The sequence below is a fragment of the Stenotrophomonas sp. B1-1 genome (assembly GCF_010894375.1).
Classification (GTDB): Bacteria; Pseudomonadota; Gammaproteobacteria; order Xanthomonadales; family Xanthomonadaceae; genus Stenotrophomonas.
In genome coordinates, this window is sequence record NZ_JAAIUZ010000011.1 from 352,691 (window position 1) to 363,628 (window position 10,938).

A 10,938-nucleotide genomic window follows, 5' to 3' on the forward strand; every position below is an offset into this window, starting at 1 on the left:
CGATTGCAGTTACGGGTACGGTCCCCATATCAGGGATATACCTGACAGTTGCGGAGGTGAGTGATGGCCACCGGTTGGGCGGGCGACGGCGCGGTCCAGGACCAGATCGACGCCACCGTTGACGATGCCATTGCCCGTGCGCGGCGCCAGCTGCGCCAGGGGCCGGGTCTGGAACACTGTGAAGAATGCGACGCGCCGATTCCGCTGGCGCGGCGCCAGGCCGTGCCCGGTGTTCGCCTGTGCGTGGCGTGCCAGCAGGCGCTGGACGACGAAGAACAGGCACACGCCGGTTACAACCGCCGCGGCAGCAAGGACAGCCAGTTGCGGTGAGGGGGCTTTTGCAGGGCTGCGCCCTGCACCTGCTCAACGTCAACGTCAACGTCAAAAGCAAAAGCGGCATTCCGTGGGATGGCGGGGCGGTGTCGGATCGCGGGGACGCCGCAAGTACGTCCTTGTAGGCTTGGCAGCCGCATCCATGCGGCTGACACCCCGCAATCCGACACCGCCCCACCTCTGACAGGTTCCCGCGGCTGTTGGTAGGTGTCGACCTTGGTCGACACATCCACGCCATGCGTGGATGAAATTTAGTCGAATTCGAAACGCATCCACGCATGGCGTGGCTCTACTTGCCATCGCGGCACATGCGCGGCTGTAGGTAGGTGTCGACCTTGGTCGACACATCTGTCAGATATCGAATGAATTCATCCGTGTCGACCAAGGTCGACACCCACCAGAGCAGAACGCCGTTGCGGCAGATCGCGGGAAACTGTCGAAGGCGGGATGGGTCCGGTTGCGGGGGTGTCCGCGGCATGGATGCCGCGGCCAAGCTTACATGGACGTACTTGCAGCGTCCCCCGCAACCGGACCCACCCCGCCAACCCACGGATAGCCCGCTTTTGACGTTGCCGTTGCCGTTGCTCGTAGCAGGTGCAGGGCTGCAAGCCCTGCAGGGGAAAACCCCCTCAGCCGTCGCCTTGGATGCCGCCGGGGGCCTGCGACGGGTCGCGCCAGCGGCGCACCGTGCGCTGGAAGAACAGGTTGTTCGGCAACTGCAGAACCGTGCCCTGGTGGCCATCGCCGGTTTCCTGCAGCGTGGTGTAGATCAGGTTCACGTCGATCACCCGACCCTTCAGCCCCGGCTTCTCGCCGTTCTCCAGGACTTCGATGTAGTCGTGCAGGCGGAACGGGCGCGTGGTGAAGATCAGCAGCGTGCAGAAGATGTTGGACAGCACGCTCCATGCCGCGAAGAAGGCCACGGCACCCACCGCCGCAAAACCGGTGAACGCGGTCCACAGCACCGAAGGCGATGCGCCCAGCAGGCTGAGGATGTACAGCAGGGCACTGAAATAGACCACGAAGCTGCTGATCCGCCGCGCGCCCATCGCCATTTCCTGCGGCAGGGTGTAGTGCTCGGAAAAGCGCCGGATCAGACGCCGCGCCAGCAATCGCAGCAACCAGGCCGCCAGCAGCGTGGCCAGGATCTGCAGGCCGACGCCGATGTCGTGCAGCCACGGGTGGGTCCAGGCCGGCAGGTGATCCTTCAGTGACAACATCATGGGGCGACAACAGGTAGCGGGGAACAACGCCTGATGTTACCCGGCGCGCGATGGCGTTTCGACTGCCGGGGGCCACTGCAGGCAGACCAGCGCCTGGCCATGCCGCTGCAGGCATGCGCCGTGGGTCTCGCCGTGCCACTGCAGCGACAGGCCCAGGCCCTGCTGCGCCACGCAGATCACGATGGCCAGCAGCGCTGCACAGTGGGTGGCGGACATGGGGTCTCCGGGCCTGCGGCCACGCGGGGGATGCAGGCATGGATGCAGCGGCGGCCGAAAAGGTTGCATGCCGAAGCGGCCGCGGGCTGTCTAAACCTTTTGCTGGGCCGCTGCATCCAAGCGCTATGCTCGACACCACCATGCCACCGCCACCTGCCGCCGCTGATGCGCCCGATGAGCCCGCGTTGATCCGGGCGGCTGCGGCCGGCGACACCGTGGCCTATGAGTGCCTGTACCGCAGCCACGCGCCGCGCCTGTTCGCCGTGCTGTGGCGGCTGTGCGGCGGGCAGCAGGCGCGGGCCGAAGACGCGTTGCAGGAAGCCTTCCTGCAGGCCTGGAAGGCATTGCCGGGTTTCCGCTTTGAAAGCAGCCTGGCCACCTGGCTGCACCGGCTGGGGGTGAACGCCGCGCTGATGGAACTGCGCGTGCGCGCTGGCGGGCAGGACCACCACAGCCTGGACGACATGGAAGGCGGCCTGCAGGAGCTGGCCGTGCATGACCGCTGCGCCGGCACCGAGCGTGATCTGGAGCGGGCATTGGCAACACTGCCACCGCGGGCCCGTGCGGTGCTGGTGCTGCACGATATCGAAGGCTGGAAACACCACGAAATCGCCGAACAACTGCAGATGGCCGTCGGCAGTTCCAAGGCACAGTTGCATCGCGCGCGCGGCCTGCTGCGTGCGCGGCTGGGAGACATGACATGACCACACCCGACCCCGATCACGACCTGCTGGCGCGGCTGCGCGACCTGCCGCAGCAGCGCACTCCGCCTGCCGATGGCTGGGCGCGGCTGTCGGCACGGTTGCCGCCACGCGAGCCTGTGCAGGCGACCACCGCGCCGGCCGTCATAGTGGCTCTGCGACGCCGACCGCTGCGTCGCGCCTGGCTGCCGCTGGGCGCGGCGCTGGCCGCAGGCCTGGCGCTGTTCGCGGTGGCCCCGTGGCGGCCTGACGCCGTGCAGGCGCCGGCACCCGGCGGGCTGCAGCTGCAGGCCAATGCCATGGCCACGCAGTACCAGCAGGCGGTGGCGTCGTTGCCGGCAGCGCGTGCGCCGGAATGGCAGCCGGCGCTGCAGGAACTGGACCGCAGCGTGGTGCAGATCCGCGCCGCCATGGCGCAGGACCCGCGCGCTGCTCATCTATTGGCACAACTGCGGCGCACCTACGCGCTGCGGCTGGAACTGACCCGGCAGGCGGCACAGGCCGCGGCCGGACTGACAACCTGAGGAGATTCCCGATGCGAGCCTTGCTTCCCCTGTCTGCTGCGCTGCTGCTGTTGCCAACGTTGGCGCTGGCCGACACCCGCGTGGACGAACGCCACGCCCTGGCCAGTGGTGGCCGTATTGAACTGAGCAACGTGGCCGGCAAGGTCACGGTGCGCGGCTGGGACCGCAACGATGTGCAGCTGACCGGCAGCCTCAGCGACGGCCTGCAGCTGCGCCAGGAAAAAAGCGCCAACCGGGTGCGCTGGGAAGTGGAATACCCACGGCGCAGCAACAATGGTGGTGCCACCCTGGTGTTGAACGTTCCGCGCTCGTCCGAGCTGCTGCTCAGCACGGTCAGTGCCGACCAGGACATCAGTGGCATCGATGTGCGCAGGCTGCAGGCCGACACGGTGAGCGGCAACCTGAGTGCGGCAGGGCGCAGCGCCGACAGCAAGCTCAATTCGGTCAGCGGGAATGTGACTGCACGCCTGCAGACGCCGCGGCTGGACGTGAACACGGTCAGCGGGCAGATCCAGGCCGGTGGCGGCGTGGCCGGCGACATCGGCGCGCAGACCGTGTCGGGCCGCGTTGGGGTGGATGCCGGTCGCATCCAGCGCCTGGCCGTGGAAACGGTGTCCGGCGGCATCGACCTGTCGGCGTCTGCCCTGGCGCCGGGCGGACGTATCAGCGTGGAATCGGTAAGTGCGTCGGTCAGCCTGCGGCTGCCGCGTACGGTGTCGGCACAGCTGTCAGTGAACACCTTCAGTGGCGCGATCAACAGCGATGCGGGCAGCGTGGAACGCCCACGCTACGGCCCGGGCAGCCATCTGGACACCCGGTTGGGCAGTGGTGATGGAGATATCCGCGTGCAGTCGCACTCGGGCAGCGTGCAGGTCCGTCTGGACCGTTGAGCCGGCCCGGCAGGCCGCGGCGGCAGCGCCGCCGCGGTCAGGGTGGGTCAGCTGGCTTTCTTCAGCGCCCAGGTGGTGCCCAGTACTTCGATCTTGCCACCGCTCTTGCGGAACGCGGCCAGATCGGACGCAATCGAATCGCTGCTGACCGTGGTGCTGGCGGCCGCGCCCTTGCGTTCGCTGCGGATGCTGTTGGTAGCCTTCGCGGGGGTCTTTGCCTTGCGGGGCATGGTTGCTCCTGTCAGGTGGAAGGGGAGGAAAGCGCCCAGGCATCGGCCTGGCGCAGGTAGTCCTGCCGCTCGCGGCGGCAGTCATCGCCGCCCATCGCAAACTGGCGGCAGATCGCCGGGCGCTGCGAATAGATCGTGCAGCGCAGGTGATAGGGATCGATCGCCGCGCACCAGCCTTCATCATTGCGCGCCATCACGGCACGGCCGTGCCTGTCGCGCGAGGTATACTGGCGGGGCACCTCGTCGCCAGCCTGCAGCAGCACGGGCAATCGGCAGCAGACCGCATCACAACGGCGGCAGTCGATGGGTGCAGGTGCTTCTTCAGGTTGTGCGGCCACAGGGGCCAGGCGGGTGCCCAAAGCGGGTCTCGATGGCGGCTCGGGTAGTACGCGGACCATGAACGAGCCAGAAGGCATGGCCGCAAGGCCCGCTGCGCGGGCCGGGCCCTACCCGGGGACACACACCGGCGCAGCCGGCGGAAGGTAGAGCCCTATCAAGCCTACCGAGGGTAGCAAACTTCGCGTAACGTTTTGTTAATCCCGGCTGGCTGCCGCCAGCGCCAGGCCCTGCACCACGCCCAGCGAGGGCTCGCCATGCACCATGCGGGCACCGGGGAAGGCCTCGGCCGCGGCCTGGCGCAGGTAGCCGGCGCGGGACATGCCGCCGGTCAGGAACACCGCGTCCGGGTCGCCGCCGATATCGCTACGGACCTGCGCCAGCAGGGCCCGGATCTGTTCCAGGTAGCCGTGCGCGGCAGCGGTCAGGCCTTCGGCACTGGTGTCGGCATGCAGGTCGCGGGCAATGTAGTCCAGCGTGCTGCGGTGCTGCGGGCTGCTGCTCAGGGCGATCTTGGCGCGTTCCACGTCGCGGTACAGGCGGGCGGTGTTGCCGGTGTCCTGCAGTGACTGCAGGCGGTCGCCCCAGGGCGCGTCCACGTGGTCGTACTTGTGCAGGCGGAACTCGCGCTGGCGGGTCATGTCCTGCACCGTGGCCGCTTCCACGTAGTGGTGGGCGGGCACGCGGGTGATGCCGCGGCCGAACAGCGGCATGTAGCTGGACAGGCTCAGTGCCAGGTCGATATCGGTACCGCCGCGGGCGATACCCCAGGCGCGGTGGATGCGCGGCGCGTCGTCGCCGCCCACCTCGGCGTGGGCGATATCGGTGGTACCCCCGCCGATATCGACGATCACGGCCTGGTGCCGCTCGCGGCTTTCGGCGTGGTAATGCATGGCGGCGGCAGCGGGTTCTTCCAGGAAATCGATCTGGTCGAAGCCGGCCTGGCTGGCGGCCTCGCGCAGGATGTCCAGGGCCTGGGCGTTGCCGGCATCGCCGATGGAGCTGCGGAACTGCACCGGGCGGCCGAGCAGGGCGGCGCGCAGCGGCTGGCCCAGCTGGGCGCTGGCGGTCAGGCGGATATGTTCAAGGATGTGTGCGGCGATACCGGTGATGGTCTGCTTGGCGCGTGGGTGCAGGTTGTAGCCCAGCATCGATTTCGGGCTCTGCACCAGGTTGCCTTCGTGTTCCTCGAAATAGGCTTCCAGCGCCTCGTCGCCGTAGACCGCGTTCTGCAGCAGGTCGCTGGCGCTGCGTTCCTGCCCGGCGCGGGCTTCCATCCATTCGCGGCGCAGGGCACGCAGGGCTTCGCGGCGCAGGGCCTGCGGCGTGCGTTCCTGGCCGGCGGCACGGGCCGCGCGGGCGGCGCTGTCGATCATCTGCTGCAGCTGGTGTTCCTGCCCGGCATCGAGCTGGAAATCGTCCGGGTCGGGCACCACGCCGGGGAAGTAGACGCTGGTGCGGAACTGTTCGGCGTCGCCGAAGCGGATCGGCAGCAGCTGGCCATCGCGCACGATCGCGGCGGCGGAGTTGCTGGTACCAAAGTCGATGCCGAGGCGCATGGGAAATCCGGGGGACAGGCGGGGGCCGCGCACTCTGCTGCAGTTCGGCGCGTCCTGCAAGTTTCAGTCGGCTTCGGTTGGGTTTCAGCCCCTCCCCGCGCCGCCATGACAGTTCCCTGCGCCGCGGCAGCAAAAGGCAGGGCCCGCCCCTCCGCCTCAAACCGATATCAATCGAAGCGCCATACATCGGAAAAATGAGCAGAACCAGCAGCCGGTTACAATGGCGGCTGTTGATTCATTTTGAGGTACTTGCTGATGTCGTCCGCTCCCGCTTGCCCGCAGTGCACCCTGGAAAACACCTATGCCGATGGCGCGCTGTGGATCTGCGCCGACTGCGGCTTCGAGTGGACCGCCGAAGAGGCCAGTGGCGCGGGGCTGGTGGTGCGTGACAGCAACGGCAATACGCTGCAGAGCGGCGATACGGTCACCGTCATCAAGGACCTGAAGGTGAAGGGGTCGTCCATTCCGTTGAAGCAGGGCACGGTGATCCGCAACATCCGCCTGGTCGAGGACGATGCCGAACACATCGAAGGCAATTCGGACAAGATCAAGGGGCTGGTGCTGAAGACCTGCTTCCTGAAAAAGGCCTGACGCGCTTCAGCGCCGCGCCTGCTGCTGCGCGCGCCAGCGGGCCAGGCTGTCCAGCTTGGCCTGGTAACGCGCCTGCTCGGGCGCCCCGCCCAGTTGCTGGGCACGCAGCAGTTCGCGGTCGGCCCGCTGTACCTGCCCGCTGCGGAAGTAGGCGCGGGCCAGCCCGAAATGGAACTGGTGCGCACTGTCGTACAGACGCACGGCACGCCGGTAGTAACGGATCGCGTCGGCCAGGTTGCCGCTGCGCTCGGCCTGCGCCCCCAGCATGTACTGTACGAACGGATCTTCGCGCTGCACCTCGTGCAGCACCTGCTCCAGGGCGTGCGCCTGCGCGGTCATGCCCATGCGCTCGTACAGGGCGGCGGCGTTGGCCAGCGCGGCGTCATGCCGGGGCTTGAGCCGCAGCGCGGTTTCCAGTGCCATGCGCGCGGCGACCAGGTCGCCACGGCGGCTGGCCAGCACACCGACGTTGTTCCAGGTGGAGGCGAATCCCGGGTCCTGCTGCAGCGCCGCGGCGAAGAACGCCTGCGCGCCGGCGCCATCGTTGCTGGCCATGCGTTCGGCGCCGCGGTTGTTGTAGAAGTGGGCCAGCGCCCGCGCGGTGCTGATCGGTTGCGGGCCGCGGCGGTCATAGAGCACGTTGCGGTCCAGATCCACCGTGCCGCTGCGCCCGTCCACCACGATGGACGCGTTCACGTGGCCCACGCTGTAGACCACGCCCTGGTCCTGGTCCTGGTACCAGGACACCACCCGGTCCACCTGCTGCACGCGTGCCTGGATGCCGGCCTCGCGCGCCAGGGTCACGAACAGCAGGGTGAAGGCCAGGCAGTTGGCCCGCCGTTGCTGCCAGATTTCGGCAAGGGTGTAGGTGGCGTTGGCGTCGTACTGCAGGTCCAGGCCACGTTGCGAAAAGATCATGTCGACCAGGGCCTGCGCGCGTTGGTCGCGCGAGCGCGAACGGTTGATCACCTGCTGCTGCAGCATCTGCCGCATCGGCGCGGGAATGGCCAATACCTGGTCGGGCGTGGGCACCGGCGCGGGGGTTGTCTGCAGGGCGGCCAGCGCCGGCGCCGGGGCGGGGGCGCTGGACGCGGCCTGGCCCTGCGCCGCCAGGGACGGTGCGATTCCCAGCAGCACGGCCAGGCTGCAAGCGGCAAGCAGGTGCATGAGCAGTTCCTGCACGACGGCGGACGCTCCCGCCTGCCGGCAGTGTAGATCGGGGGCCCCGACCGGGCGCACACCGTCCGTCGGCACGGGCGTTGATCCACAGAGGATGTGGACCAGCGCCCGTCGGCACGGACGTTGATCCACAGAGGATGTGGACCAGCGCTTCACAAAGCTGTGGACAACCGCCGCCAGCGCTTGCCGGGCAAGCGTTGTGAGTGCGTGGTGAAAAACTGACCAGCTTGCTCTGGCCGGGCGTCGGCGGGATCATCGTTACATGGACTTCGCTCCCGTTCCGCTGGCGCCGGCGCAGTGGCAGGCACTTGAAGCGGCCTATGCCACGCCACCGCGCGCCTACCACCACTTCGGCCACGTGCGCGCGGTGCTGCAGCACTGCCAGCAGGTGGCCGACGGCCCGGGCTGGCAGCAGCCGGCCGAGGTCTACCTGGCCGTGCTGTACCACGATGCGGTGTACCAGGCCGGGCGCAAGGACAACGAGGCCCGTTCGGCGCAGTTGGCCGTGCAGGCCATGGCCGATGTGCCCGCACTTGCGCAGCTGGATGCCGCGCGCGTGCAACAGCTGATAATGCTGACCGCACGCCACGGTGCGCTGGGGCCCGATGAGGTGGACGCCGAGGCCGCGCTGTTCCTGGACTGCGACATGGCCATCCTGGGCGCCCCGGCCGAGGTGTTCGATGCCTACGACCGCGGCGTGGCCGAAGAGTACCGGGGTGTCGTGCCCGGCTTCCTGTACCGTGCCGGTCGCCGTCGCTTCCTGCAGGGCCTGCTGCGTGCGCCGCGCATCTTCCTGAGCGATTTCTTCCATGCGCGTCTGGACGCTGCGGCGCGGGCCAACCTGCGCCGGCACCTGGAACGCTGAGCGGGGCCGTTACACTGGCGCGGTGTTTCCTGTCCTGTCTGATCTGCCTGTGACCGATCCCGTGCCCGATCCCGACCCGCGCCCGCTGCCGCCGGAAGAGCCCGGCCCCAACGAGTGCTGCGGCAGCGGCTGCCCGTTGTGCGTGCTGGACCTGTATTCGGAAGAACTGCAGCGTTACCGCAAGGCACTGGCCGAATGGCAGGCGCGGCACCCGCAGGAGGCGCCGTGAGCCGGGCGCGCCCCGCAGCGCTGTTGGCCTTGGTGGCGCTGCTGCTGTTCGTGGCAACCGCACTGTGGACGCAGTTCGCGCGCGCCGACCTGGACTGGGTGCGGGCAACGCTGAGCCTGTACCTGCAGGGCCCGTGGGGGCTGGCCCTGCGCACCGCCTACTGCCTGCTGGCGCTGGCCATCGCGCTGCTGGGCATTGCCCTGTACCGCGGCAGCCGCGGGCCGCGCCGCAGTGCCGCCGCCCCCTTGCTGTTCACCGTGGCGGCGTTGGGCCTGGCCACCGTGGCGATCGGTGACAGCTGGCTGCCGCAGCTGGCGCCGCTGATCGCGCCGCTGGTGCATGGGCTGGCCGCCAACACCGCGTTCCTGTGCGCCAGCGTGGCCATGCTGCTGCAGGCCTGGTACCTGCGCCGCGAACCGGGCTGGCAACGCAGTGCGGCGCTGCTATGGGCGTGGGCGTGGCTGGCGTTCGTGCTGCTGTGGATGCACGTGCTGTGGCGCGATGGCCCACCGCGCGGACTGGGGCAGAAGATCGTGATCGCGGTCATCGTCGGTTGGCTGCTGCACCTGGCGGTGTCCCTGTACCGCCGCGCACGCATCGCCAGCGCCGGCTGAACCGCCCACGCCGGTACATGCCGTGCACGCGTCGGCAGCGTATCGTGTGCGCATTCCAACGGGGATGCGACATGACGCGTGCAGGGCTGTGCAGGGCGATGGGACTGGTGTTGGCGCTGGCGGCGGGATCGGCAGCCGCCGACGTGCAGCAGGTCAGCCACGGCCGCTTTGAGCAGGTACCGGTGCATTCACCGGGCGGTGCGCCCAAGCGTGTGGTGATCTGGTTCCACCAGCCCTCTGCCGCGCCGGCCGCCGCCGCGCCGATCGAAGCCTTGCGCGCCGATGGTGCGCTGGTGGCGTCGGTCGACGTGGACCACCTGCGCGGTGTGCTCAAGCGCGAGGGCAACAGCAGCTGCGCCTTCGGTGCGGGCGACGTGGAAAACTTCTCGCGCTGGGTGCAGGCCTACCTGCACCTTCCTGGCTACCACCTGCCGCTGGTCGGTGGTGATGGTGAAGGCGCCGAGCTGGCCTACAGCCTGGCCGCGCAGGCCGATACGCAGGTGTTCGCCGGCCTGCTGACCAGCGGTTTCTGCCCCGACCACAGCCACGAGCGCATGGTCTGCGGCGACGGGGTGAAGCACGGCCGCCTGCAACCGGCCGAGTTGAATCTGCCGTGGTTGAACGCCAATGGCGGCGAGGGCTGCAAGGCCGGCCATGCCGATGCCTTCGTGCAGCAGGTCGCGATGGCCCGTGGCTTCAAGCGCACCGCCGCCGGCGATGCCACGCCGGGGCTGGTGGCGGCGGCACGGGTGATGGGTGCGCAGGCCGGGGTGAGCCTGGCGCCGCCGCCCGATGCGCTGAAGGGCCTGCCGGTGGTGGAAGTGCCTGCGCGCGGTGACGGTGACACCCTGGCGGTGTTCGTTTCCGGCGATGGCGGCTGGGCGGGCCTGGACAAGAACGTGGCCGAGTCGCTGGCCGAGCACGGCGTGTCGGTGGTCGGCCTGGATTCGCTGCGCTACTTCTGGACCGCGCGTACCCCGCAGGGGTTCGCCGCAGACCTGCAGAAGATCATCGAGCACTACCGGCAGCAGTGGCACCGTGACAAGGTGATGCTGATCGGTTTCTCGCAGGGCGCAGACGTGCTGCCGGCCAGCGTCAACCAGCTGGACGCCGCAACCCGCGCGCGCGTGCAGCGCATCGCCCTGCTGTCGGTGGGGCGCAAGGCCGATTTCGAATTCCACGTGAGCAACTGGCTGGGCGGCGGTGGCGATGGCCTGCCGATCGCGCCCGAGGTTGCGCGACTGCCGGCGGCGAAAACGCTGTGCGTGTTCGGCGAAAAAGATGCCGATGCGCTGTGCCCGGACCTGCCGGCCAACGATGGCGTGCAGAAAGTGAAGCTGCCAGGCGACCACCATTTCGGCGGCGATTACGATCGCGTGGCCGAGGTGATCCTGAAGGGGGGCGCGTAAAACCTCAGGCGTTCGCCGGGCATGGCCCGGCGCAAAACC

General features: G+C 68.7%; 15 protein-coding genes. 9 read left to right on the forward strand and 6 right to left on the reverse strand.

Translation table 11 applies throughout. From position 1 onward, the window contains the following. The first annotated feature begins 63 nt into the window (after window positions 1-63). Complete coding sequence (locus tag G4G00_RS09495) at window positions 64-330, forward strand: DksA/TraR family C4-type zinc finger protein (protein ID WP_108750680.1); 267 nt, start codon at window positions 64-66, stop codon at window positions 328-330. Window positions 331-962: 632 nt separating this feature from the next. Here the strand turns inward: G4G00_RS09495 and G4G00_RS09500 are convergent. Both G4G00_RS09500 and G4G00_RS09505 read right to left on the reverse strand, forming a co-directional pair. Then, on the reverse strand, window positions 963-1,556 hold the full coding sequence (locus G4G00_RS09500) for a mechanosensitive ion channel family protein (protein WP_108753780.1): 594 nt from the start codon (window positions 1,554-1,556) through the stop codon (window positions 963-965). A gap of 36 nt (window positions 1,557-1,592) precedes the next feature. Next, window positions 1,593-1,772, reverse strand: coding sequence for a hypothetical protein (locus G4G00_RS09505; protein WP_108753779.1), 180 nt, complete (start codon window positions 1,770-1,772; stop codon window positions 1,593-1,595). Between the two features lie 125 nt (window positions 1,773-1,897). Here G4G00_RS09505 and G4G00_RS09510 point away from each other — a divergent pair, with 125 nt between their 5' ends. The 3 genes from G4G00_RS09510 to G4G00_RS09520 are packed head-to-tail and all read left to right on the forward strand — an operon-like array spanning window position 1,898 to window position 3,887. Further along, window positions 1,898-2,476, forward strand: coding sequence for a sigma-70 family RNA polymerase sigma factor (locus tag G4G00_RS09510; RefSeq protein WP_108753778.1), 579 nt, complete (start codon window positions 1,898-1,900; stop codon window positions 2,474-2,476). Next, a complete protein-coding gene (locus tag G4G00_RS09515; RefSeq protein WP_164272859.1) occupies window positions 2,473-2,997 on the forward strand; it encodes a hypothetical protein in 525 nt (174 codons plus the stop codon). Before G4G00_RS09510 ends, G4G00_RS09515 begins: the two co-directional genes overlap by 4 nt. Before the next feature lie 11 nt (window positions 2,998-3,008). Continuing rightward, complete coding sequence (locus tag G4G00_RS09520) at window positions 3,009-3,887, forward strand: DUF4097 family beta strand repeat-containing protein (protein WP_164272863.1); 879 nt, start codon at window positions 3,009-3,011, stop codon at window positions 3,885-3,887. A gap of 47 nt (window positions 3,888-3,934) precedes the next feature. Here the strand turns inward: G4G00_RS09520 and G4G00_RS09525 are convergent, their stop codons facing one another. From G4G00_RS09525 to G4G00_RS09535, 3 genes are all read right to left on the reverse strand, one after another. Then, window positions 3,935-4,117, reverse strand: coding sequence for a hypothetical protein (locus G4G00_RS09525; RefSeq protein WP_079222716.1), 183 nt, complete (start codon window positions 4,115-4,117; stop codon window positions 3,935-3,937). Between the two features lie 11 nt (window positions 4,118-4,128). Continuing rightward, window positions 4,129-4,422 carry a YkgJ family cysteine cluster protein gene (locus G4G00_RS09530; protein WP_108751629.1) on the reverse strand — a complete coding sequence of 98 codons (294 nt, stop codon included), beginning with the start codon at window positions 4,420-4,422 and terminating at the stop codon, window positions 4,129-4,131. A gap of 228 nt (window positions 4,423-4,650) precedes the next feature. After that, complete coding sequence (locus G4G00_RS09535) at window positions 4,651-6,012, reverse strand: Hsp70 family protein (RefSeq protein ID WP_108753775.1); 1,362 nt, start codon at window positions 6,010-6,012, stop codon at window positions 4,651-4,653. Between the two features lie 255 nt (window positions 6,013-6,267). Between G4G00_RS09535 and G4G00_RS09540 the strand changes: the two genes are divergently transcribed. Continuing rightward, window positions 6,268-6,603 carry a zinc ribbon domain-containing protein YjdM gene (locus G4G00_RS09540; RefSeq protein WP_108751627.1) on the forward strand — a complete coding sequence of 112 codons (336 nt, stop codon included), beginning with the start codon at window positions 6,268-6,270 and terminating at the stop codon, window positions 6,601-6,603. A gap of 6 nt (window positions 6,604-6,609) precedes the next feature. Here G4G00_RS09540 and G4G00_RS09545 read toward each other — a convergent pair whose 3' ends face one another. Next, window positions 6,610-7,770, reverse strand: a complete 1,161-nt coding sequence (locus G4G00_RS09545) for a transglutaminase-like domain-containing protein (RefSeq protein ID WP_164272865.1) — start codon at window positions 7,768-7,770, stop codon at window positions 6,610-6,612. Between the two features lie 274 nt (window positions 7,771-8,044). Between G4G00_RS09545 and G4G00_RS09550 the strand changes: the two genes are divergently transcribed. From G4G00_RS09550 to G4G00_RS09565, 4 genes are all read left to right on the forward strand, one after another. Further along, window positions 8,045-8,647 carry a hypothetical protein gene (locus G4G00_RS09550; RefSeq protein ID WP_164272868.1) on the forward strand — a complete coding sequence of 201 codons (603 nt, stop codon included), beginning with the start codon at window positions 8,045-8,047 and terminating at the stop codon, window positions 8,645-8,647. Window positions 8,648-8,696: 49 nt separating this feature from the next. Continuing rightward, complete coding sequence (locus G4G00_RS09555; protein ID WP_108756846.1) at window positions 8,697-8,876, forward strand: oxidoreductase-like domain-containing protein; 180 nt, start codon at window positions 8,697-8,699, stop codon at window positions 8,874-8,876. Continuing rightward, on the forward strand, window positions 8,873-9,490 hold the full coding sequence (locus G4G00_RS09560) for a DUF998 domain-containing protein (RefSeq protein WP_164272871.1): 618 nt from the start codon (window positions 8,873-8,875) through the stop codon (window positions 9,488-9,490). Before G4G00_RS09555 ends, G4G00_RS09560 begins: the two co-directional genes overlap by 4 nt. A 71-nt stretch (window positions 9,491-9,561) precedes the next feature. Continuing rightward, window positions 9,562-10,899, forward strand: coding sequence for an AcvB/VirJ family lysyl-phosphatidylglycerol hydrolase (locus G4G00_RS09565; RefSeq protein ID WP_240336106.1), 1,338 nt, complete (start codon window positions 9,562-9,564; stop codon window positions 10,897-10,899). The last annotated feature ends 39 nt before the right edge of the window (window positions 10,900-10,938 follow it).